Raw genomic sequence first — 22080 nt, forward strand, 5'->3', positions numbered from 1 at the left:
GGTATGCATGACGTCTCACGAAACAGCGGCTCACGAAAGAGGCACCGTCTTCGCGTTGCTGGACGACTGCGACTCGACACCCAGTCGCCCGTCGAGCCGGCTCTATACCGGCTTTAGGCACGAGCACGTCTGTACGGACGTCGCGCAACTGGATGCCGTGTGCGAGGCGGCGTCGGCCGATGTGGACGGCGGCCTTTTCGCCGTCGTGCTGGCCGACTACGAGTTCGGGCAGGCTATGCATCAGAAGACGCAGCGCGCCGCTGGCACGCTGCGTTTTTTATTGTTCGATTCTTGCCGGAAGATGTCGCGCGACGAGGTCGACACGTGGCTTGCGCTGCACGACAGTGCGGCTGTCGAGCCGTCGGTGGCGGGCATCGGCGGCGTCGAGGCGAGCGTCGACGAACGCGAGTTCACGCAGGCCATCGGCGCCATTCACGACGCCTTGCGCGCCGGCGACTCCTATCAGATCAACTACACGTACCGGCTCGTCTTCGACGTGTTCGGCACGCCCGCCGCGCTGTTCCGGCGGCTGCGCGCGCGGCAGTCGGTGCATTACGGCGCGCTGATCGCGCTGCCGGACGGCCGTTGGGTCGTGTCGTGCTCACCTGAACTGTTCGTCGAGAAGAAGGGCGCTTCGCTGCGCACACGGCCGATGAAAGGCACCATGCCGCGCTCGGCGGATACGGCGCAAGACCGCGCGGCCGCCGATTTTCTCGCCCACGATCCGAAGAATCGTGCGGAAAACGTGATGATCGTCGACTTGCTGCGCAACGACCTGTCGCGGATCGCCGAAACGGGCACGGTGAAGACGCCGGCGCTCTTTTCGATCGAGCCGTATCAGTCGCTGTGGCAGATGACATCGACCGTCACGGCTACGCTGCGGGGACGCACCACTTTCGCCGATGTTCTGCGCGCGCTCTTTCCATGCGGGTCAATCACGGGCGCGCCCAAGCACAAGACGATGCAACTGATCGAGCAGCTCGAATCGACGCCGCGCGGCTTGTACACGGGTGCGATCGGCTGGCTCGATGCGCAGCCGGATCTCGGCGAAGCGGTCGGCCGGCAGTGCGGCGATTTCTGCCTGTCGGTGGCGATCCGCACGCTGACGCTCGGCGCGCCGACGCAGGCCGGCCGGCGGCGCGGCGAAATGGGCATCGGCGCGGGTATCGTGCTCGATAGCGTTGCGCAAGACGAATACGCGGAGTGCAAATTGAAAGCGCGTTTCCTGACGGAAGCCGATCCCGGTTTCCAGCTGTTCGAAACGATGTACGCGACGCGCGAGGACGGCGTGCGCCACGTCGATCGCCATATCGCGCGGCTTGGAAACAGCGCCCGCTGGCTGGGCTTCCGTTTCGACGAAGAGGCCGTGCGCGCGAAGCTCGCTGCGCAATGCGCAGCGCTGCGCGCCGACACGCCGCACCGGATGCGGCTGACGCTCGACAAGACAGGCGCGGTGGAAATCACCTCCGCGCTGCTCGTCCCGCTGACGGAAGAAGTGGTCGGCGTGCTGCTCGGCCCCGATCACGGATTCGCGACGACGCAGGCGGCAGATCCATTGCTGCTGCACAAGACGACGCGCCGCGCGGAATACGATCGCGGCTGGCGTGAAGCCGAAACGCATGATGCGTTCGATACGCTGTTCTTCAACGAGAAAGGCGAGTTGACCGAGGGTGGACGATCGAACGTGTTCGTGAAGCTGGAAGGCCGGTGGTGGACGCCGCCGTTGTCGTCGGGCTTGTTGCCGGGCGTGATGCGGAGCGTGCTGCTCGATGATCCTGCGATGCAGGCGGGCGAGCGCGCATTGACTCGGGACGATGTGTCGAACGCAGAAGCGCTGATGCTCTGCAATGCGCTGCGTGGGGCATTGCCGGCGCGGATTATCGGTTGATCGTTCTGGCCGGCGGATCGGAAAGGGCACGCATCAGCCGTGATGGCGATGAATCAGTCGCCCGATCCACGCGGCGAGACGCTCGGGCCAGGTGACGTCGTCGTGTTGATGAGGATGGCTTGAGTGGTCACGCATGCTCGTGACGTCGATCAGGCAAAAGGGGCTCATGGTCGTCTCTCCGTTGACGCGCGGGTCCGCACGTTGGAAAGAGAACGAAGATAGGCGACGGGAATTACACGCCGAATGGACCGGCCTTGACAGGATTCTGGACGTCCGGTTCAGCTTGAGTTGGCGACTGAATCCCAACAGCGACAGCGGCGGCGCATGTATGTATCACCACGCGCCGCTGCGTGTGTGCCCACAGCGGGCGTGTACTCAGAACGTGTGCTCGGGACCCGGAAACGTGCCGTCCTTCACGGCACGCACGTACGTTTCGACGGCAGCCAGGATGCTCGGCTGTCCTTGCATGAAATCCTTCACGAAGCGCGGGCGCTTGCCGGGGAAAACGCCCAGCATGTCGTGCAGCACCAGCACCTGACCCGAGCACTCGACGCCCGCGCCGATGCCGATCGTCGGAATGCGCAGTTGCATCGTGACCTCGGCGGCGAGCAGCGTCGGCATCGCTTCCATCACGATAAGTTGGGCGCCCGCGTCCTGCATCGCGCGCGAATCGCGCAGCAGCTGGCTCGCGCCCGCTTCCGTCTTGCCTTGCACCTTGAAGCCGCCGAACGCGTGCACCGATTGCGGCGTGAGCCCGACATGCGCGCACACGGGCACGGCGCGTTCGACAAGAAACCGCACTGTGTCCGCGAGCCACTCGCCGCCTTCGAGCTTCACCATCTGCGCGCCCGACTGCATCAGCTTGACGGCGCTCGCGAACGCATCGGCGGGCGTGCCGTACGTGCCGAACGGCATGTCGGCGACGATCAGCGCGGACGGCTGCGCGCGCGCAACGCACGCCGTGTGATAAGCGATGTCATCGAGCGTGACGGGCAGCGTCGTCGTTTGCCCTTGCAGCACGTTGCCGAGCGAATCGCCGATCAGCAGCACGTCGACGCCCGCGCGATCGAGCAGCGCCGCGAAGCTCGCGTCATAGCACGTGAGCATGGCGATCTTCTCGCCGGCCTCGCGCATCGCCTGCAGTTTCGGGACCGTGACGGCGCTGCGGCTCGTCTCCTGCAAATAGGTCATGGGATGTCCGTTGGGAATGCGGCAGCGCGCTACAGCCAGACGCTATAGCGCGGAGCCTTTGACGAAGAATTCCTTGCGCCCGCGCATCGTCTCGACGCGCTCGACGAGCAGAGCAAGGTCCGCGTCGGAATCGAGCGGATTCAGGTGTTCGGCATTGACCGTGAGAACGGGCGCGCCGTCGTAGTGATAGAAGAATTCGTTGTACGCGTCGCACAGCGAGCGCAGGTACGCGTCCGAGATCTGCAGCTCCATCGGCACCGCGCGCTTCTGGATGCGCGAGAACAGCACCTCGGGGCTCGCCTGCAGATAGACGATCAGATCGGGCGATGGTCCCGGCACATCGAGCCGCGCGGCCAGCGCGCGGTACAGCTGGTATTCGTCGTCCTGCAGCGTCAGACGCGCGAAGATGTCGTTCTTCTGCGTCATGAAATCGGTGATGAGGGGGGTGCCTGCCGAGCGCAGCGCATCGATGTCCTGCACCTGCTGCGCGCGCTGCAATGCGAAGCTCAGTTGCGCGGGCAACGCATAGCGCGATGTGTCGCGATAGAAGCGTTCAAGAAACGGATTGTCCTGCGGGCGCTCGAAGAGTTCGTGCATCGACCAGCGTTGCGCGAGCCGGCGCGCGAGCGACGTCTTGCCGACGCCGATCGGCCCTTCGATCGTCAGATAGCCGTGCGGCGGACGCAGATCGGGTGCGGTGACGGTGAGCGGCGGGGCGGTCATCGGTAGCGAGTTCATCGGCAACCGCCCTTGGGGGCGCTGCCCGCTTCGCTGTCACCGCGTGTAGTCGCGCCTGTCGTTGCATCTGTCGCCGAGTTTGGACATTGACACGCCGACTTCATCTTCTCGATGCGTTGATCTGCGACAGCCGCGAGAAACGATTCGGCGCGGCCGCGTTGCGGAATGATCAGCGTGGGTTCGATTTCGACGAGCGGCACGAGAACGAACGCGCGCTCCGTCATGCGTGGATGCGGCACGATCAGATCGGGTTCGTCGATTGCGTGTTCGCCGTAAAGCAGGATGTCGAGATCGAGCGTGCGCGGCGCGTTGCGAAAGGGGCGCTCGCGGCCGAACTGATGCTCGATCTTGTGACACAGCGCGAGCAGATGCCGCACGGGCATTGTCGTTTCGAGCTTCACGACGAGATTCAGATAGTCGTCGCCGCCCGCATCGATCGGGGCGGTTCGATAGAAGCTCGATTTCGCGAGCACGGTGATGGTGTGCTGTTGTGCGAGGCACACCACCGCGTCTTTCAGGGTCTGGCGCGCGTCCCCGAGATTCGCGCCCAGGCCGAGATAGGCAACCGTCATGGCATAACTTCCTGCAACTTGCGTTCGACGGCGCGCGCCGGAACTGCGTCAGTCGTCACGCGGGCCGTCTTGGCTCGCATCGCTCGCTGCGCGGTTTCCTGAACCCGTGCCGCCCTCCATTCCGTCGCCCTGTTTGCTGCGGTTGCGGCTGCTGCGTCGCCGTCGTTTTCTGGGCGTCCGGTCCTTCCCGCCTTGCGCAAGCAGTGCTTCGCGCGCGGCAGCGTCTCCTTCGATGAACTCCGTCCACCACGAACCGACCGACTCATCCAGTTCGCCCGATTCGCAGCGCAACAGGAGGAAATCATACCCCGCTCTAAATCTTTGGTGTTCCAGCAGCTTCAGCGCGGTCCGGCCCGAGCGTTTTTCGAGGCGATGCTGGAGACCCCAGATCTCGCGCATGTCCGACGAGAAGCGCTTGTGAATCGCGAGCTTTTCGGTCTGCATGTCGAGCACGTCGTCCATTGCCTGATGCAGCGCAGGCACCGGGTATTCGGCGTTCGCCTGGTATTGCTGCCAGCGTTGCTGCACGTCGTGCCACAGGAGCGTCGCGAACAGAAAGCCCGGTGAGACCGGCTTGCCGGCGCGAACGCGCGCGTCGGTGTTGTTCAGCGCGAGCGTGATGAACCGCTCGCCGTGCGGCTGTTCGAGCACGACGTCGAGCAGCGGCAGCAGGCCGTGATGCAGTCCTTCCTTGCGCAAACGCTGCAGGCACGCGAGCGCATGACCCGACAGCAGCAGCTTGAGCATCTCGTCGAAGAGCCGCGCGGCGGGCACGTTGTTGATCAGATCGGCGAGATCCTTGATCGGCGCGCGCGTCGCTTCTTCGATTTCGAAACCGAGCTTCGCGGCGAAGCGCACGACGCGCAGCATCCGCACGGGGTCTTCGCGATAGCGCGTGGCCGGGTCGCCGATCATGCGCAGGAGGCGCGCGCGCACATCGGACATGCCGTTGTGATAGTCGAGCACCGTCTGCGTGGCGGGGTCGTAGTACATCGCGTTGACGGTGAAGTCGCGGCGTGTCGCGTCTTCGTGCTGCTCGCCCCAGACGTTGTCGCGCAGCACACGGCCGCTTGCGTCGACGGCATGCGTGCGCCGGTCCAGCTCGTCACGCTTCAGGCGGCGCGGCGGCGCGGCGCTGACGTCGGCGTCGGCGTCGGCGGCCGGCGCGTCGACGAGCGCGCGGAACGTCGACGTCTCGATGATTTCCTGGCCGAACTGCACGTGCACGATCTGAAAGCGCCGCCCGATGATGCGCGCGCGGCGAAAGAGCTTCTGCACCTGTTCGGGCGTGGCGTCGGTGGCGACGTCGAAGTCTTTCGGCGCGATGCCGAGCAGCAGATCGCGCACCGCGCCGCCGACGATGAACGCGCGAAAGCCCGCTTCCTGCAGGCCTTCCGTAACGCGGATCGCGTTGCGCGAAATCAGCGAAGGGTCGATGCCGTGAATATCGGAAGAGATGATGACGGGCGCGTCCGGCTCGGGTACGGCTGCCGCGGCCGGCTTGCGACGCGAGCCGCCTTTCGATGCCGCCGCGCTGCCTTTCGATGACGCGGCGGCCGTGCGACCCGCGCGCGCGCGTTCATGGCTGTTGCCGTTGTGCGGATTGTCGTCGGTTTGAGCGGACGGCGCAGCCTCGTCGGCAGAGTCGGCGTCCTGTCCGAACAGCTTGCGAATGAGTTTCTTGATCACGTGGGTTGAAAGAGTTCGAGAATGCGCCAGCCGTGCTTCTGCGCGTGAGCGCGCAACGTGTCGTCAGGGTTGGTCGCGATCGGATCGGTGACCTTTTCGAGCAGCGGGATGTCGTTGTGCGAATCGCTGTAGAAATAGCTGCGCTCGAAGTCCGACCAGGTTTTGCCCAGCGACGCGAGCCATTCCTCCGTGCGCACGATCTTGCCTTCTCGGTAGCTAGGCGTGCCCTTCGGAAAGCCCGTGTAGGCCGAAGCCGGATGGCCGTCGATCGTCTCCACTTCGCACGCGATCAGTTTCTCGACGCCGAATGCTTCGGCGATGGGCGCCGTGATGAACTCGTTGGTCGCCGTGACCACGCAGCACAGATCGCCCGCGTCGCGATGCTTGCGCACCAGTTCCATCGCGGCCGGGATGATCGCTGGCCTGATCACTTCGTGCATGTACTGGTCGTGCCATGCCTTTAGCTGCTCGCGCGAATACTTCGCGAGCGGCGTCAGCATGGCGACCAGATATGCATGAATGTCCAGCTTGCCGGCCTTGTAGTCGGCATAGAAGCGGTCGTTCTCACGCGCAAAATTCTCGGCGTCGACAATGCCGAGTTTCACCATGAAGCGGCCCCATTCGTGGTCGCTGTCGGTGGGGATGAGCGTGTGATCGAGGTCGAAGAGCGCGAGGTTGGCCATGGGGGACTATTTTACTTGAAGCGGATGACGAGGCTCAGGGCGCGACACGGCGCGGGCCGTCGGGCCCGTCGCCGCCACTGTTGCCACCGTTGCCACTGCTGCCGGGCGAGGCGAGCATCGTGCGCAACAGCGGCAGCGTCACCGCGCGCTTCTGTTCGAGCGAAAAACGGTCGAGCGCGTCGAGCAGCGCCATCAGGCTCGGCATGTCGCGGCGGAAATGGGTGAGCAGATAGGCGGGCACGTCGTCGGCGAGATTGATGCCGCGCTCGCGCGCCGCGTGCTTCAGCACGGCCGCCTTGCCTTCGTCGGCGAGCGGCGCGAGGTGGAACACGAGGCCCCAGCCGAGACGCGTGCGCAGGTCCTCGCGCACTTCGAGCCCCATCGGCGCGGCGTTGCCTGTCGCGACGAGCGCGCTCGTCGGATGCGCGCGCACTTCGTTGAACAGATTGAAGAGCGCGATCTGCTGCGCGCCGGACAGACGGTCGCAATCGTCGATTGCATACAGCGCGACGGAAGGGTCGAACGCGAACGCGGCGAGGCTGCTCTGCGGGCCGGCATAGCGCGCGTGCCCCGGCGGCGCTTCGTGCACGAGCGCTTCCAGCAGATGCGTGCGGCCGCTGCCCGTCTCGCCCCACACGTAGAACGTGCGGTCCGCGACGGGACCCGCCGCGAGCGCCGCATCCAGTTCGCGCAGGCGCGTGACCAGCTCGGCGTTGGCGCCGGCGAAGAAGTTGTCGAATGTCGATGGCGGCGGGGTGCCGAGATCGAGCGTCAGTTGGCGCGACACGATAGATAAGCCGTAAATTGAGCCTCGAATAACCGACAGGCGATCAGTTCTTGTAAAGCGAACTCGACAGATAGCTCTGCCGCAACTCGTGCAGTGCGACCGACAGTATCGCGCTCACGGGCAGCGCGAGCAGCACGCCGAAAAAGCCGAACAACTGGCCGAACGCGAGCAGCGCGAAGATCACCGCGAGCGGATGCAGGCCGATCCGCTCGCCGACGAGTCGCGGCGTCAGAAAGAAGCTCTCGAGTATCTGGCCGATCCCATAAACCACGGCGACGGCGCCGAAGCCGTACCAGTTACCGAACTGCAGCAGCGCGGCGACGAGCGCGAGCGCGAGGCCCGTCGCGAAGCCGATGTACGGAATGAACACGGCGAGCCCGGTGAAGATGCCCACGGGCAGCGCGATCTCGAAGCCGGCGATATACAGCGCGACGGCATAGAACACGGCGAGCACGCCCATCACGAGCAACTGGCCGCGCAGGTATTGCGACAGCATGTGATCCATGTCGCGCGCGAGGTGAATCGTCTTCGCGAACCAGCGGCGCGGGATGAAGCCGCGCAGGCGCGCGAGGATCGCATTCCAGTCGTACAGCAGGTAGAACAGCACGAGCGGCACCATCACCACATTGCCGACGACCGTGATCATCACGTTCGAACTGGTGCGGATCGACGTCCACGCATAGAGGGCGACCGTCTGCGCGCTGCCTTCGAGCTGGCTCATCACCATGTCGCGGATGCTCGCGAAGTCGAGCGGATCGGCGAGTCCCAGCATCGCGAGCTTCGGCTGCAGCCAGAAGTGCAGGTGCGAAAAGAAACTGGGGACCTGCTGCTTCAGTTGCGGCACTTCCTTCTGGATGACGGCGAGCACGAGCAACACCAGCAGCGTGACGATCAGCACGAACAGCAGCATCATCAGAAGCGCGGCGAGGCCGCGCGGCACGCGCCGGCGCGTGAGCCAGGCGACGCCCGGCTGCAGGATGTAAGCGAGGATCGCGCCGAGCAGGAACGGCGTAAGCACGGGGCTCAGCAGCCAGAGCAGAATGCCCACGGCTAGCGCGATGGCAAGCCAGATGAAGGCGCGGCGCTGATACGGCGTGAGGATCGGGCTGTTTTGCTGCAAAACGGATTTCCCAGGTGTCGAGTCGTCGGAGGCGGCGTTTCAAATTCCAGCCACGCGGCCGGCATCGGGTAAAATCGCATTTTACCGACCTTCCGAGCTCTCCCCTCATGAATCAACCGAAATCCGCCCCGAATTCCCCTGATTCGGCCCAAGGATTGTCGTACCGCGACGCAGGCGTGGACATCGACGCCGGTGACGCCCTCGTCGACGCGATCAAGCCCTTTGCCAAGAAGACGCTGCGCGACGGCGTGCTGGGCGGCATCGGCGGTTTCGGCGCGCTGTTCGAGGTGCCGAAGAAATACAAGGAGCCCGTGCTCGTGTCGGGTACGGACGGCGTCGGCACCAAGCTGAAGCTCGCGTTCCAGCTGAACAGACACGATACCGTCGGCCAGGACCTCGTCGCGATGAGCGTCAACGACATCCTCGTGCAAGGCGCCGAACCGCTCTTCTTCCTCGACTATTTCGCGTGCGGCAAGCTGGACGTCGGCACGGCGGCGACCGTCGTCAAGGGCATCGCGACGGGCTGCGAGCTGGCCGGCTGCGCGCTGATCGGCGGCGAAACGGCTGAAATGCCGGGCATGTACCCCGACGGCGAATACGACCTCGCGGGCTTCGCTGTCGGCGCGGTCGAAAAGAGCAAGATCATCGACGGCAGCAAGATCGTGCCGGGCGACGTCGTGCTGGGCCTCGCGTCGAGCGGCATCCATTCGAACGGCTATTCGCTCGTGCGCAAGATCGTCGAGCGCGCGCAGCCCGATCTGAACGCCGATTTCGACGGCCGCTCGCTCGCCGAAGCGCTGATGGCGCCGACGCACATCTACGTGAAACCGCTGCTCGCGCTGATGCAGCAGCTCGACGTGAAGGGCATGGCGCACATCACGGGCGGCGGTCTGGTCGAAAACATCCCGCGCGTGCTGAAAGAGGGTTTGACGGCCGAGCTCGATCATCGCGCATGGCCGCTGCCGCCGCTGTTTTCGTGGCTGCAGAAGCACGGCGGCGTCGCCGATGCGGAAATGCATCGCGTGTTCAACTGCGGCATCGGCATGGCCGTAATCGTGTCCGCCGCCGATGCGGAAAAGGCGATCGGCCTGCTGTCCGCCGCCGGCGAGCAGGTCTGGAAGATCGGCGCGGTGCGCGCGAGCAAGGAAGGCGAGGCGCAGACCGTCGTGGTCTGAAGCGCAGCGTCGCTGAAAAGGTCAGAAAGCCGCCCGGCTGTGAAGCCCGGCGGCTTTTTTCATGGGTTCACGTCTTATTGGTCCGCGCCCGACGTCACGCGCTCGATCGCGTGCAACGCCTGCGCCGTTGCATCGCCCGCGCAACAGTCGATCACGATGCGCTCCGGCATCGCGCGCAGCCAGGTCAGCTGGCGCTTGCACAGCTGGCGCGTCGCGAAGATGCCTTTGTCGCGCATGGTGTCGTAGTCGGTTTCGCCGTCCAGGTATTCCCACGCTTGCCGGTATCCGACGCAGCGCATCGACGGCAAGCCCGGATGCAGATCGCCGCGCGCGCGCAACGCCTTCACTTCATCGATGAAACCGTTCGCGAGCATCGCGTCGAAGCGCTGTGCGATGCGTGCGTGCAGCACGCTGCGATCGGACGGCTCCAGCGCGATGGGGACGAAACGGTAGCGGCGCGCGGCGCCGTCGTCGCGAGCCGGCGCGGCGAGCAGCGCCGACATCGGCTGGCCCGTCAGCATGAACACTTCGAGCGCGCGCTGGATGCGCTGCGAATCATTCGGCGCGAGGCGCGCGGCCGTGATGGGATCGACGTCGGCGAGGCGCGCGTGCAGCGCCGGCCAGCCTTCGCGCGCGGCGTCGGCGTCGAGCGTCGCGCGCACGTCGGGATCGGCGGCGGGCAGATCGTTCAGACCCTGCGTCAACGCCCTGTAGTAAAGCATCGTGCCGCCGACCAGCAGCGGCACATTACCCCGCGCAACGATCTCGCCGACGAGCCGCAACGCATCGGCGCGAAAATCGGCTGCCGAGTACGCGTCGATGGGATCAACGATATCGATCAGATGATGCGGCGCGACGGCGCGTTCTTCCGGCGACGGCTTCGCGGTGCCGATGTCCATCTCGCGATAGACGAGCGCCGAATCGACGCTGACGATTTCGACGGGAGCGCGCGCGGCGAACGCGAGCGCGGCGGCCGTCTTGCCGGAGGCGGTCGGGCCGAGCAGGCAGGCGATGGGCTGCGGTTCGTGCTGCGCTGCTTGCTGCATTTTGTGATGCGTCATGACAGGCGTGAGCGGAATGGGACAGCGGAGCCGCTCACTGTCCGCGCATGAAGAGGCGGTCGAGATCGGCAAGCGTCAGCTGATACCACGTCGGACGTCCGTGATTACATTGATCCGCTCGTTCCGTCGCTTCCATCTGGCGCAGCAGCGCGTTCATCTCGTCGAGCGTCAGGCGCCGGTTTGCGCGCACCGCGTGATGGCACGCGAGCGTGCCGAGCAGCTCGTGTTGCCGTTCCGTCAGCACGCGCGAGCCGCCGTACGCGTGGAGGTCGGACAGCACCGCGCGCGCGAGCGACTGCAGGTCGGCATCCTTCAGGAGCGCGGGCACGGCGCGAATCGCGATGCTCGTCGGCGACAGCACGGCGAGATCGAAGCCGAGCGCATCGAGCGTCTCGCGCTCTTCTTCGACGACGCCGATTTCGACGCCATCGGCCGTGATCGACAGCGGGATCAGCAACGGCTGGACCGCGATCGTCCGGTCGGCGAGCGCGTTTTTGAACTGCTCGTACAGGATGCGCTCGTGCGCCGCGTGCATATCGACGATCACGAGGCCGCGCGCGTTCTGCGCGAGCACATAGATGCCGTGGATCTGGCCGAGCGCGAAGCCGAGCGGCTGCTCGTCGTTGGCGTCGAAAGTTTGCGGCGCGCCGGGAAGTTGCTGCTGTGGCGCGAAGCCCGAAGGCGCACGGCCGTAGCCGGCGGTATCGGGCCTGTGTGGTGTGCCGTGACTGTCGTCCGCGTCGCGCAGTTCGAGCGTTGTCGCGCCTTGCGCGGTGCCTGAACCGATGTCCTTGCGCCCGAACAGCGCATCGTAGAGCGCGAGCGGCTGCGCGACGGGCAGCGTGCCCTGCGTCATGCGCGCCTGGCGCAGCCATGTGTTGCCGGGCTGCGAGCTGCCGCCGTCGCTGACCTTGAAGCCGCCGCCGAGTGGCGTCGAGCCGAACGAAGAAGGTGTCGCTGCGGGCGTCGCGGACGGCATCGGTTCGATGCGCGCGGCGTGGCCGCCCGATGTCGTCTCCGGCGACGCGCCCGCATGTCGTGCGAGCGCGCGTTGCACCGCATGGAACACGAACTGGTGAATCGAGCGCGAATCGCGAAAGCGCACTTCGATTTTCGACGGATGCACGTTCACATCGACGGCCTCGGGCGGCAGATCGAGGAACAGCACATACGACGGAAAGCGGTCGCCATGCAGCACGTCTTCATACGCGGCGCGCGCCGCATGCGTAAGCAGCTTGTCGCGCACGAAGCGGCCGTTGACGAAGAAATACTGCTGATCGGCGCGCCCGCGGCTCGCCGTCGGCAGACCGGCGCAGCCGTACACGGCGAGCGGTCCCGCCGATTCGTCGAGGGGCAGATGCGCAGTCGCGAACGTTTCGCCAAGAATCTTCGCGACGCGCGTCGCCGGATCACTCGCATTCCAGTGCTCGACGGCGCGTCCGTTATGCAGCACCGAAATCGCGACGTCCGGCCGCGCGAGCGCGGCGCGACGGATCATCTCGAGGCAGTGGCCGAGTTCGGTCTGCTCGCTCTTCAGGAACTTGCGGCGCGCGGGCGTGTTGAAGTACAGCTCGCGCACTTCGATCGTCGTGCCTCGCGTGCCGGCAGCGGGCGACAGCGCGCCCGTCTGCGCATCGATACGCATCGCGTGCGAAGCATGCTCGGTGCGGCTCGTGATGTACATTTCCGATACCGACGCGATCGACGCGAGCGCCTCGCCGCGAAACCCGAGCGTCGCGACGGCTTCGAGTTCGGCGAGCGAGCGGATCTTGCTGGTCGCGTGGCGCATCAACGCTAGCGCGAGTTCGCCTTCGGGAATGCCGCAACCGTCGTCGGTGATCGAAATGCGCTTGACGCCGCCTTCGTCGAGCAGAATGCGCAGCGTTTTGGCGCCTGCATCGAGCGCGTTTTCGAGCACTTCCTTCACGACGGATGCCGGCCGCTCGACCACTTCGCCCGCGGCGATCTGGCTGATCAATTGGTCGGGAAGCGGCTGGATCGCGCGCAATGCACGCGGCGCGACGGCGCTGTCGACGGCGTTCGCCGCGAGGCTCGAAGCCTGGTCCGAAGCCTGGTCCAAAGCGGGACCGGATGCGGGGCTCGTGGCGGGCTTGTTGCCGTCGGGCGTTTCGGAAGATTCGGGGATCGCGGACATGGCGAAATTATAGCGATTCGTCGCAGATCGTCTGAGCGCGTGACTGAATCCGCTATTGAACGTGCGGTTGATGCCGTTGAGTCTGCAAGCGAGCCAAATGAGGAGCCGATCGAGGCCCGTGACTTTTTTTCAAGACGTCATGGCACTTCGGTATCATGGCGCGGTCAAGTTTAGGCTCGGTCGCGAATCGTGATTTCGCTTCGCATTCCGCACGCGACGGCCGTTGCGCCTGTCATGTCAGCCATCTGCTTTTAAAGGACGATCTTTGGACACGCTGCTGCAATTCGTCAATCTTGTCCTGCACATCGACAAGTTTCTAGGAGTCTTCATTCATCAGTACGGCGCGTGGGTCTACGCGGTGCTGTTCCTGATCGTGTTCTGCGAGACGGGTCTTGTGGTGCTGCCGTTTCTGCCCGGCGATTCGCTGCTTTTCATCGGCGGCGCGTTTTGCGCGACGGGCGAAATGAACATCGAACTGCTGATCGTGCTGCTGCTGGTAGCGGCCGTGTCCGGCAACACGGTCAACTACCTGATCGGTCGCGCGCTCGGGCCAAAGGTGTTCAACTCGCACATTCCCGTGCTCGAACGTTTCCTCGATCGCGAGGCGCTGCGCAAGACGCACGACTTCTACGAGCGCCACGGCGGCAAGACCATCGTGCTCGCGCGTTTCATTCCCGTCGTGCGGACGTTTGCGCCGTTCGTGGCGGGCGCGTCGCAGATGAGCGTCCGGCGCTTCCAGCTCTTCAATTTTGCAGGCGCGTTCTTCTGGGTGCTGTTGCTCACGCTGCTCGGCTATTTCTTCGGCAACATTCCGTTTATTCGCCAGTATCTGAATGTGATCGTGCTGGTGGGTATCGGCGCGGCGATCGTGCCCGTGGCGCTCGGCGCGCTGTGGAAGATGATGCGCGGCAAGCGCCAGGCGACGGGGTCGGCGAGCAACCATACGGGGCAGTGAGCGCGAGGGCGCGTGAGGGGAGTGCCCTTGACCGCCAGCTCGCTCGAAGCGCGGCAATCCCCTCGCGACAAATAGAGAACGACGAAGCCGCGCGCCGCACGAAGAGCTACGCAGCCGCGCGCCGCACGAAAGGCGTTTCGGGCGTCGGATAACCCGCTTCGCGGAACGTCTCGACGATCGCGCGATTCGTATCGAAGTAGACCTGCCAGTAGTTGTCGTTGTGCGTGTACGGCCGCACGCACAGCAGCGGACCTTCCGGCGTGAACGACAACAGTTCGACATCGGGCGGCGGATTCTGCGAGACATTCGGAATTTTCGTCACGGCCGCGCGCAGGCGGTTCGCGGCATCGACGGGATCGACGCCGTTCGCGACCTTCGCCGTCAGCTCGACACGCCGCACCGGCTGCGCGCTGAAGTTCGAGATCACGCCGGAGAAGATCGTGTTGTTGCCGACGATGGTCAACACGTTATCGGGCGTGATGATCGTCGTGCCGAACAGCCCCAGTTCCTGCACCGTGCCCGTGACGCCGCCCGCCATCACGAAATCGCCGACCTTGAACGGCCGCAGCACCTGCATGAAGACGCCCGCCGCGAAATGCGCGAGCAACCCGCCCCAGGCCGTGCCGACCGCAAGGCCGACGCCCGCGAGCAGCGCGGCGAACGAGGTCGTCTGCACGCCGAACACTTGCAGAATCGCGAGCACCAGCAGCAGGTTCAGGATGCCGGCGAGTATCGAGCCGAGATAGTGCGCAAGCGTCGGATCGACCTTGCTGTTGCGCGAGAGCAGCTTGCGGATCAAACCGGTGATCAGCCCGATCACCCATCGCCCGACAATCCATAGAACGATCGCACCGAGTACCTTGGTCCCGAAGTCGATGCCTCGGGTCATCAGAAAGATGCGTACGGCTTCAATGTCCACGATTCCCTCGCTTGAGTCTGCTTGCGCTTGACTGACTGCGTGCATGCGACGACGCGTCAAGAACGCGGCGCGGACGCGTCGAGTGAGTCCGCTGGAGGAAGCGACGCCGCGTCCATCGCTTGTGCTGCACGACGTTTTATCTGGTACGGCGAACGGCTGGAGGAGACTGGTTGCCCGATATGCAAGAAGGGCGGCGCAAGTCGCGCCGCCTGCAATCATCGAATGTTATAGGCGACGGCACGCCCGTTAGCAAGACGTATTCCCGACCTTCCGGCCTGCCTACATGGGGAGTTGCGAATTGGTGTACGCCGACGTGCGGATGACGGTAGAGCCTTGCGCACTCTGTGACGCTTTGCGGCTGCGCATGCGCGCGAGACAGATTGCGATGCCGCATGCCGTCAGATACGCGGCGCCGCGCTGCATGAAGGATTCCGTGGTGCTGAACTTGCCGTAGCGGGTCTGCGAATCGGCGAACACCAGAAAGGTCAACGCGGCATCGAACGCCAGCGCAATCGCGGCAAACACGAAGAACAGGAGATAGCCGTTCGCCTTCGCGCCGGGCCTCATCCCGTTGAATAGGCTGCACGCCGTCAGCATGACGGCGAGGATGAGCAGGTTCGAAATCAGATCGAGCAGGAAGTTGATCATGGCGTTGAGATCAAAGCGTTGTATTGCGAACGCTGCCCGCCATGTGTCGTCGACGTGTTGCAACCGGCACCGCGAGTAGCCGCGGGATGATTGCACGTCTTTCCATCTCGATAAATGCAAATATATGGAGTCCCCAATAACGCGTTGGCCGCGCACGACAGGCAATGAGCCGGCGCGCGGCTGCGAAACAGGACGAATGCAAAAAAGGCGCAAGGGTCTCCGGTTGCCCGAGGACCCTCGCGTTTTCACTGTGACGACGAATGTCGCGCGAGTCGCTTGCCGTCGCGCGCCCGAGCCTCGCGGCCTGTCAGCCTTTTGACGCGCTGTGCCGATGTGCCGCGCGATAGTCGGTCGGCGAGATCGACAGGCGCTTGCGAAAGATCTTCGCGAGCCCGTCGCCGCTGCGCACGCCACAACGGCGCGCGATGCCGTCGATCGACATGTCCGTCTCCGCGAGCAGCAGGCAACTGGCGTCGAGCCGCGCGCGCAGCAGGTACTCCGACGGCGTGAGCCCGATTTGCGACTTGAAGCGGCGCAGGAAATTGCGCTCGCTCATCTTCGCGACTTCGGCAGCCTCGGCCACCGAGATATGGCGCGTGTAATTCTCGCGTATCCAGTGCGCGGCCGTCGTGATTTTGCGGCTGATGCCTTTCTTCTCGTCGTCGTCGAGAAGCGCATCGAGGCGGCGCGACGCGCCCGACAGCGCGCGCTCCGACACGAGCCGCGCCATCGGCGTGCCATGGTCGCGCTTGATGACCGAGAGCGCCGCGGCGATCGAACGCACGGGCGCGTCGACGTCGAGCGATGCGCCAGGCTCGATCTGCCATTGCGGATCGTTCGGGACGGGCGCGAGCGTCTGGCCGAACGGATCGGTGGGGCCCGGCACGTTGCGCCAGCCGCGCCGCTCGAATGCGAGATCGGCGGCGGCGAGCACGCCGAGGCCCTCGTCGAGCGCCTTGACGACGCGGATTTTCGGCGCGATCGCGCGCAGCCGCCGGATCAGCCGCTCGTTCGCCTTCGCGCGCGACGCACCCGGACCGCCGACGATGAACAGCGTGTCGAAGCCATTCAGCAGCGGCCCATTGAGACTCTCTGTCCACACGCGCAGCGAACAGCTGCTGACTACGCTGCCGCCCATTTCGGACAGCATCACAATCGAATACGAGGGTTCGACACCCGAACCCTCGCCAGACTGATCCGCCTGGGCTTCATTGGCGAGTCGGAATGCGTCGGCAAGCAGACACACGTCGCTTAACGGAAATCGTTCAAAAACGAGAATACCGATACGTTTGACCATGTGCCCGACGTTGACGACTGCGCTGTACGAGGATGAATCCAGCCACTGATTCACCGCGTGCTCATATCGCATCGTCTGTCTCCAGTGCCGAGGACGGCGAAAGAGTAAGGTCTGTGTGCTTTGCGTCAATCATAGGCCGACGTTTTTACGCGCTGTCGCACGGAGTCGGAAAAAAACGAGAAGTTGGCAGATCGGCTCGATATTCGCGGAATACGCTGGCGTATCGATGCTGATCAATCCACTCAACGAGGCGAGCATGCTCACCGTCCGCAAGGCCGTATTTCCCGTCGCCGGATTCGGCACGCGCTTCCTTCCGGCGACGAAAGCAAGCCCGAAAGAAATGCTGCCCGTCGTCGACAAGCCGTTGATTCAATACGCGGTCGAAGAGGCGATCGCGGCGGGCATCACCGAGATGATCTTCGTCACGGGACGCGGCAAGCGCGCGATCGAAGACCACTTCGACAAATCGTATGAGGTCGAATGCGAGTTGCTCGCGCGCGGCAAGCTCGCGTTGCTGGAGCTGGTGCAGAACATCAAGCCAAGCCATGTCGAATGCTGCTATGTGCGCCAGCCGGAGCCGCTCGGGCTCGGCCATGCGGTGCTGTGCGCCGAAAAGCTGGTTGGCGGCGAGCCGTTCGCCGTGATGCTCGCCGACGATCTGCTCGACGGCGAGCCGCCCGTGCTGTCGCAAATGGTGCAGCTCTTCAGCCGCTATCACTGCTCGATCGTCGGCGTCGAGGAAATCGGTAAAGACGAAACGCGCTCGTATGGCGTGATCGACGGCAAGCGCTGGGACGAGCGGCTCTACAAGATGTCGGGCATCGTCGAAAAGCCCGCGCCGGAAGACGCGCCATCGAATCTCGGCGTGGTGGGCCGCTACGTGCTGATGCCGTCGATCTTCGATCACCTGCGCCGCCAGCAGCCGGGCGCGGGCGGCGAGGTCCAGCTGACGGACGCGATCCAGGCGCTGCTCGGCGGCGAGCAGGCGCTTGCGTACGAGTACCACGGCACGCGCTACGACTGCGGCAGCAAGCTCGGCTACCTGAAGGCGACGGTGGAATTCGCGCTGCGCCATCCCGAGGTGAAAGAACAGTTCGAAGCATATCTGCGTGGCCGCGCGCGCGTCGCGGGCGGCGCGCCGGAAGTGCTGGCGGATCTGGTGAGCAGCGCCTGATCGCATCGGCGCGTCGGCGGTTCCGCGCGTCCTGGTTCGTGTGTGCGGCATTGCGTGTCCATGAAGAGCGGCGCACTCCGTTGCGCCGTTTTTCATTCGAGCCCGCGACATCTTTCGACGGCGGCCGGACGGCGGCGCTAGCGGAAATACGCCTTCGTGTTTTCGTGCACGCCGTCGTGCGCGAGCAGGGCTTCGGGCGTGAGCCAGATATAGCGGCTGTGCTGATCGAAGCGGCCCACGGATGCCGTGTTCTCGAGCGTCAGGAAGTACGCGATCACGACGTAGTGCGTGGTGATCTCGTCCGCGCCCGCGAAGTTGTCGCTATACAGATGCTCGAACAGGCCGCCGAAGCGCGCGGCCGAGCGCTCCATGCCCGAAATCCCCAGTTCCGCGTCGACGATTCGTGTGAAGGCCGCGTCGAGCCGCTCGTTCTTGCAGATGCGTCCGCCGGGCACGAACCATGTGCCGAGCGCGGGCCGATTGCGTCTGTGTCCGACGAGCACGCGTCCCGCGTAGTCGGACACGATCAGGTCGATCGACACGAGGGGTGTCATCTTTACCACCTGAAGGAAATCGTCTGCTTCGAGAAAATCGGCGCATGTGGTGGCCATGTCTGTCTCTCGTCAATGTCGTGTGGTGCAGTCGCGGCGAGGTCGACGCGTTAGCGCGAAGCCGGCGCGCGCTGGCCTGCGGGTTTATTGATCGGAGTTGCGGGTGAAAAGCCGGGACGACGTGGCGAACAGAACGGCGATGACAATGACGATGGCCGCGCACAGAATCAGCCCGGAAGCCAGCACTGCGATGACCACCACCATGATCCAGGCGAAGCCACTCATCCGACCGCTCCCTAGTCGTGCCTTCGCGCGCGCCCGCTGCGCTGCGCGCGGGCGGCGCAGCGCATGCGGCATTGCAAAGAGTCTATCCGCAGCAATAAAAGGCGGTTCTGTCGTCTCACGCCTAAATCCCGTCACGTGTGGACAAATCCGCGTGCGTGGTGCGCGCGGACGGCACGCGTCACATGCGCATCACGGCTTGCATCGAGGCTTGCATCATGGCTTGCATCATGGCTTGCATCAAGGCGCGATATAGCCCGCCGGCGTCGTGACGTTCGCCTTCGTGACGGTCGCATTCGACGACACCACATAGACAGGCGTCTCCGTCAGCGCGAGCGTCACATAGCCGTCCTGATAAGACACGCTCGACGGATTGCCCATCATGTCGAACACCGTCACCTTGCCCGAAGTGCCGGGCGCGTCCACTTGCAGACGCCACGACACGCCCGCCTTCGGATCGAAATGCGTCGACTTGTTCCACTTCGCGTTGTCGTGCGTCCACGCGGCCGTGATGATCTTGCCGCCGTTCAGCCGCTGGAACGCGTACGCATAGACGCCGGCGGGCGTGCGCTTGACGGGACCGAGCGTAGCCGTGCCGTCGATCAGCCGCGTCATCGCCGCGACCGCGAGCGCCGCGGGCTTCGGACTGATCGCGCCCGGACCGAAATCGCCTTTCGGATGATCGAGGTCGAAGAACACGCCGTAGCCCGGCGTCGCATCGGGCGTGTCGTTCGAATAGAAGATGTAGGTCATGTCCGCGCCTTCGCCGAGCAGGATCAGATGCGTGCGCGCGACGACGGCGCCTTGCGCGTACAGCACGTCGCCAGTCGGATAGTGCGGGCCGTATTGTTCGCCGACGTCGTAGCTGATGCCCGTTTCCGTCGCGAAGAGTTTCGCGCCCGGCTTGTATTCGGCGGCCATCAAGCGGCGTAGCGCGCGCATCGAGGTCGGCAGCGCGTATTGAGCCTGCTGCGGATCGCTGGCGTTCATCAGGCGCTCGGGCGGATGCGATGGGCTGGGGCCGTTCGGATCGTAGTAGCCGTGAATCGCGATGCCGTCGAGGTACTTCGGCAGGCCGAGCGGCGCGAGGCGCCTGAGCGATTCGATATTGCCCGTCACGGAGCCATACGTCGGCCCCATCACGACGGCATTCGGATCGGTCGCGTGGATGCCTTCGTACACCGTCTTGTATAGTTCGACGAAATTTGCGTCGGTGTCTTTCCACGGCAGGCCGCCTCCTGCGTCGGGCTCCCACGTGACCTGATAGTAGTTGCTCGACTGCGCCGCAAAGACTGTCGTTCGCACGCGGCTCGATTCGGTGCCGACGCGCTGCATGTACTCGCGCAATGCGCCCGTCGATTTCGGCAGATAGCTGTGCGTCTGCTTGCCTGTTGGACTCGCCCAGCCAGGAAAGCCGTCGAGCTGGATCAGTCGCAGCAGGTCGCCTTTGCGGAACCACGGCGCGAGTCGCGCGGTGGCGGGATTGAACGTGTTCGCGCGGTCCGGCTCTTCCGTATACCAATTGCGGTTGTCGTTGACCCACGTGAGGCCGAGCTGCGGATACAGAGGACGATAGCCGTCGCCATCGCAGCAGTGCTGTCCCGGCGCGACGAACGCCGTGCCCTGGCCGCCGAAGCGATGCAGGTCCGCGCGCGCGAAATGCACGGGCGGCACGCTCGCCGACACATCGGGCAGCACGCCGAACGTGGCGATACCTTCGGGGCGCGTGCCGCGCGCGGGCAACCGTCCATGCTCGTGTTCGAGCGAGGCGGACAACGCGAAGTAGCCCGCAAGCGTCGACGTGCAAGTCAGCGTGACCTGACGCGCGCCTTGCGCGACCTCGTACGCGCCGCTTGCCTGCACGCTACCCCACGCATCGCGGATCTGCCAGGCGAGCTTGTCGTTGCGCGATGCGCGGGTCGTGATGGCGACGCGGAACGAACGATCGAGCGTAAAAAGACGCGTACCGTTGCTGTCTGGTGTGTCGGCTTCGATGAGACCGCCTTGCGGATTCACCGCCGCGACGTCCGGTGAAGCGTTGCAGCGGAGTGCCTGAGCGCGGTTCGAGTAAGGTTGCGCTCTCGCTTGCGTGGCATCGTTGTCGGTCGTAGCGCGAGGCGGCGTAGCGGGTGTCGCGCTGGCTTTCGCAGCAGCGCCGGACGCACCCGTTGCGCTGTTGCCTGTTGAAATCCAGCACTGCTTCTCTTCGCCGGGCGCCGGATCGTCGAATACGCCGTTGTCGCATGCAGTGCCGTTGGTCAGCGTTTTGACGATATTACGCGCTTGCGTGCCATAACGGACGTCGCGCGTGCCGCTGAACGAGCAGGTGCCGTGCTCATCGGCGCATTTCGTCCAGGTCGGATCTTGCGCGCTATCGGCCGAGGCCCTGTCGCAGCTGCTCGCCATCGCGACCCCTGCGGCAAGCAGCGACGCGCGCATCACGAGGGACATATCGAGCGCATCAGCGATCCGCTTCAGCGAGGGTCCGTATCTTTTGCCGGGCGATTCGTCGCCATCAGTCATTCTTTCCCTCCCCATGACGGTATGGATCACTGGGTACGCATTCGAGCGACCAAGATTACACCGCGCGTCTAGCACAAATTGGACGTTCTTTAGTCTGGGTGCGCAACTTCACTGGCGGATGAATGCGAATGTTGCGTCGTCGCGACGCTTGCTAATGGCGGCGTTCGCCTAATGCACATTATCCGCGTCGCATAAGGCCCAGCGACCGGACAACAGGCCTTTGCGCGTTGGACGGGGACCGGCAAGAGCCGGCCAAAATCGTCTCTTTATCCTGTCTCGCCGGCGCTGCGGTGCCCTTTATCCGGCTTTAATGTTTCTATTTTGAAACATTAACGGTTTTATTTATGGGCGAATCTAAAGACGAAAAGAATTAATTATTCGAGGCTGTTTTCGTCTTCTTATAATTCGTAATCTGAGCATTGCGAGCTGCGTTTTTCATCATATTAATAGAGCTTTAATTTCGTATTAGCAAAATGCCAGTCAGAGGAGGAATAGGCGGCTTTCGAGTAATTATTACAGGCACTAAAGCAACTCTGAAAAAATTGCTGTTCTGCCGTGAGGTGGTCCAGTAATTGCAACAAATTGTAATGCTTTGTGTCAAGCCTGGCGGGGCGGAGCCGGGAGCGCTCCATTTGTGATATGAAATGGCGAATTCGTTCGCCGGCACGTAAG

General features: G+C 64.2%; 20 protein-coding genes. 4 read left to right on the forward strand and 16 right to left on the reverse strand.

Going from position 1 to position 22080, the window contains the following annotated elements; translation table 11 throughout:
* The first annotated feature begins 7 nt into the window (after window positions 1-7).
* Window positions 8-1888, forward strand: coding sequence for an aminodeoxychorismate synthase component I (pabB, locus tag BMW76_RS26955; protein WP_090870778.1), 1881 nt, complete (start codon window positions 8-10; stop codon window positions 1886-1888).
* Window positions 1889-1921: 33 nt separating this feature from the next.
* On the opposite strand, the gene BMW76_RS42495 is transcribed toward pabB, so the two are convergent.
* The 8 genes from BMW76_RS42495 to BMW76_RS26990 form a co-directional block, all read right to left on the reverse strand.
* Window positions 1922-2056, reverse strand: a complete 135-nt coding sequence (locus BMW76_RS42495; protein WP_281248554.1) for a hypothetical protein — start codon at window positions 2054-2056, stop codon at window positions 1922-1924.
* Between the two features lie 207 nt (window positions 2057-2263).
* Entirely contained in the window at window positions 2264-3079 is an 816-nt protein-coding gene (panB, locus tag BMW76_RS26960) for a 3-methyl-2-oxobutanoate hydroxymethyltransferase (RefSeq protein WP_090870779.1), read from the reverse strand.
* 42 nt (window positions 3080-3121) lie between these two features.
* Window positions 3122-3802, reverse strand: a complete 681-nt coding sequence (locus BMW76_RS26965) for a deoxynucleoside kinase (RefSeq protein WP_090870781.1) — start codon at window positions 3800-3802, stop codon at window positions 3122-3124.
* 11 nt (window positions 3803-3813) lie between these two features.
* Window positions 3814-4389 carry a 2-amino-4-hydroxy-6-hydroxymethyldihydropteridine diphosphokinase gene (gene folK, locus BMW76_RS26970; RefSeq protein ID WP_090870783.1) on the reverse strand — a complete coding sequence of 192 codons (576 nt, stop codon included), beginning with the start codon at window positions 4387-4389 and terminating at the stop codon, window positions 3814-3816.
* Window positions 4390-4437: 48 nt separating this feature from the next.
* Window positions 4438-6078, reverse strand: coding sequence for a polynucleotide adenylyltransferase PcnB (pcnB, locus tag BMW76_RS26975; RefSeq protein WP_090870785.1), 1641 nt, complete (start codon window positions 6076-6078; stop codon window positions 4438-4440).
* Window positions 6075-6761: a histidinol-phosphatase gene (locus BMW76_RS26980; protein WP_090870787.1), complete on the reverse strand. Its 687-nt coding sequence runs from the start codon at window positions 6759-6761 to the stop codon at window positions 6075-6077. The genes pcnB and BMW76_RS26980 overlap by 4 nt, the downstream gene beginning before the upstream one ends.
* A gap of 34 nt (window positions 6762-6795) precedes the next feature.
* On the reverse strand, window positions 6796-7548 hold the full coding sequence (gene hda, locus BMW76_RS26985) for a DnaA regulatory inactivator Hda (RefSeq protein WP_090870789.1): 753 nt from the start codon (window positions 7546-7548) through the stop codon (window positions 6796-6798).
* A 43-nt stretch (window positions 7549-7591) separates the two neighbouring features.
* Window positions 7592-8668, reverse strand: coding sequence for an AI-2E family transporter (locus tag BMW76_RS26990; RefSeq protein WP_090870791.1), 1077 nt, complete (start codon window positions 8666-8668; stop codon window positions 7592-7594).
* Window positions 8669-8775: 107 nt separating this feature from the next.
* Between BMW76_RS26990 and purM the strand changes: the two genes are divergently transcribed.
* The gene (gene purM, locus BMW76_RS26995) at window positions 8776-9843 is read left to right on the forward strand and encodes a phosphoribosylformylglycinamidine cyclo-ligase (RefSeq protein WP_090870793.1); all 1068 of its coding nucleotides are present in this window, start codon (window positions 8776-8778) and stop codon (window positions 9841-9843) included.
* A 74-nt stretch (window positions 9844-9917) separates the two neighbouring features.
* On the opposite strand, the gene miaA is transcribed toward purM, so the two are convergent.
* Complete coding sequence (miaA, locus tag BMW76_RS27000; RefSeq protein WP_090870795.1) at window positions 9918-10889, reverse strand: tRNA (adenosine(37)-N6)-dimethylallyltransferase MiaA; 972 nt, start codon at window positions 10887-10889, stop codon at window positions 9918-9920.
* Window positions 10890-10938: 49 nt separating this feature from the next.
* Window positions 10939-13059, reverse strand: coding sequence for a DNA mismatch repair endonuclease MutL (mutL, locus tag BMW76_RS27005; RefSeq protein ID WP_177200513.1), 2121 nt, complete (start codon window positions 13057-13059; stop codon window positions 10939-10941).
* A gap of 265 nt (window positions 13060-13324) precedes the next feature.
* Here mutL and BMW76_RS27010 point away from each other — a divergent pair, with 265 nt between their 5' ends.
* A complete protein-coding gene (locus tag BMW76_RS27010) occupies window positions 13325-14014 on the forward strand; it encodes a DedA family protein (protein ID WP_090870797.1) in 690 nt (229 codons plus the stop codon).
* Window positions 14015-14120: 106 nt separating this feature from the next.
* Here the strand turns inward: BMW76_RS27010 and BMW76_RS27015 are convergent, their stop codons facing one another.
* The 3 genes from BMW76_RS27015 to BMW76_RS27025 all read right to left on the reverse strand — a co-directional run bounded on the left by BMW76_RS27015 (window position 14121) and on the right by BMW76_RS27025 (window position 16950).
* On the reverse strand, window positions 14121-14933 hold the full coding sequence (locus tag BMW76_RS27015) for a mechanosensitive ion channel family protein (protein ID WP_090870873.1): 813 nt from the start codon (window positions 14931-14933) through the stop codon (window positions 14121-14123).
* Window positions 14934-15212: 279 nt separating this feature from the next.
* On the reverse strand, window positions 15213-15581 hold the full coding sequence (locus tag BMW76_RS27020; RefSeq protein WP_090870875.1) for a hypothetical protein: 369 nt from the start codon (window positions 15579-15581) through the stop codon (window positions 15213-15215).
* Window positions 15582-15888: 307 nt separating this feature from the next.
* The gene (locus tag BMW76_RS27025; RefSeq protein WP_090870799.1) at window positions 15889-16950 is read right to left on the reverse strand and encodes a GlxA family transcriptional regulator; all 1062 of its coding nucleotides are present in this window, start codon (window positions 16948-16950) and stop codon (window positions 15889-15891) included.
* 184 nt (window positions 16951-17134) lie between these two features.
* On the opposite strand from BMW76_RS27025, the gene galU reads away from it, so the two are divergent.
* Entirely contained in the window at window positions 17135-18052 is a 918-nt protein-coding gene (galU, locus tag BMW76_RS27030) for a UTP--glucose-1-phosphate uridylyltransferase GalU (RefSeq protein WP_090870877.1), read from the forward strand.
* Window positions 18053-18189: 137 nt separating this feature from the next.
* On the opposite strand, the gene BMW76_RS27035 is transcribed toward galU, so the two are convergent.
* The 3 genes from BMW76_RS27035 to BMW76_RS27040 all read right to left on the reverse strand — a co-directional run bounded on the left by BMW76_RS27035 (window position 18190) and on the right by BMW76_RS27040 (window position 21408).
* Window positions 18190-18663 (reverse strand): GDP-mannose mannosyl hydrolase, encoded by a 474-nt coding sequence (locus tag BMW76_RS27035; RefSeq protein WP_090870801.1) that lies wholly within the window; start codon window positions 18661-18663, stop codon window positions 18190-18192.
* Between the two features lie 84 nt (window positions 18664-18747).
* Window positions 18748-18888 (reverse strand): hypothetical protein, encoded by a 141-nt coding sequence (locus tag BMW76_RS41330; RefSeq protein WP_177200514.1) that lies wholly within the window; start codon window positions 18886-18888, stop codon window positions 18748-18750.
* 237 nt (window positions 18889-19125) lie between these two features.
* Entirely contained in the window at window positions 19126-21408 is a 2283-nt protein-coding gene (locus BMW76_RS27040) for a hypothetical protein (RefSeq protein ID WP_245763402.1), read from the reverse strand.
* Window positions 21409-22080 lie beyond the last annotated feature (672 nt).

Origin of the sequence: Paraburkholderia diazotrophica (assembly GCF_900108945.1) — a bacterium.
GTDB lineage: Bacteria > Pseudomonadota > Gammaproteobacteria > Burkholderiales > Burkholderiaceae > Paraburkholderia > Paraburkholderia diazotrophica.

What these genes read in the sequence shown, in the direction of transcription:
- pabB (WP_090870778.1), top strand. Translation starts at nt 8, where the DNA reads ATGACGTCTCACGAAACAGCGGCTCACGAAAGAGGCACCGTCTTCGCG.
- BMW76_RS42495 (WP_281248554.1), bottom strand. Translation starts at nt 2,056, where the DNA reads ATGAGCCCCTTTTGCCTGATCGACGTCACGAGCATGCGTGACCACTCA.
- panB (WP_090870779.1), bottom strand. Translation starts at nt 3,079, where the DNA reads ATGACCTATTTGCAGGAGACGAGCCGCAGCGCCGTCACGGTCCCGAAA.
- BMW76_RS26965 (WP_090870781.1), bottom strand. Translation starts at nt 3,802, where the DNA reads ATGACCGCCCCGCCGCTCACCGTCACCGCACCCGATCTGCGTCCGCCG.
- folK (WP_090870783.1), bottom strand. Translation starts at nt 4,389, where the DNA reads ATGACGGTTGCCTATCTCGGCCTGGGCGCGAATCTCGGGGACGCGCGC.
- BMW76_RS26980 (WP_090870787.1), bottom strand. Translation starts at nt 6,761, where the DNA reads ATGGCCAACCTCGCGCTCTTCGACCTCGATCACACGCTCATCCCCACC.
- purM (WP_090870793.1), top strand. Translation starts at nt 8,776, where the DNA reads ATGAATCAACCGAAATCCGCCCCGAATTCCCCTGATTCGGCCCAAGGA.
- miaA (WP_090870795.1), bottom strand. Translation starts at nt 10,889, where the DNA reads ATGCAGCAAGCAGCGCAGCACGAACCGCAGCCCATCGCCTGCCTGCTC.
- mutL (WP_177200513.1), bottom strand. Translation starts at nt 13,059, where the DNA reads ATGTCCGCGATCCCCGAATCTTCCGAAACGCCCGACGGCAACAAGCCC.
- BMW76_RS27020 (WP_090870875.1), bottom strand. Translation starts at nt 15,581, where the DNA reads ATGATCAACTTCCTGCTCGATCTGATTTCGAACCTGCTCATCCTCGCC.
- BMW76_RS27025 (WP_090870799.1), bottom strand. Translation starts at nt 16,950, where the DNA reads ATGCGATATGAGCACGCGGTGAATCAGTGGCTGGATTCATCCTCGTAC.
- galU (WP_090870877.1), top strand. Translation starts at nt 17,135, where the DNA reads ATGCTCACCGTCCGCAAGGCCGTATTTCCCGTCGCCGGATTCGGCACG.
- BMW76_RS27035 (WP_090870801.1), bottom strand. Translation starts at nt 18,663, where the DNA reads ATGGCCACCACATGCGCCGATTTTCTCGAAGCAGACGATTTCCTTCAG.
- BMW76_RS41330 (WP_177200514.1), bottom strand. Translation starts at nt 18,888, where the DNA reads ATGAGTGGCTTCGCCTGGATCATGGTGGTGGTCATCGCAGTGCTGGCT.
- BMW76_RS27040 (WP_245763402.1), bottom strand. Translation starts at nt 21,408, where the DNA reads ATGACTGATGGCGACGAATCGCCCGGCAAAAGATACGGACCCTCGCTG.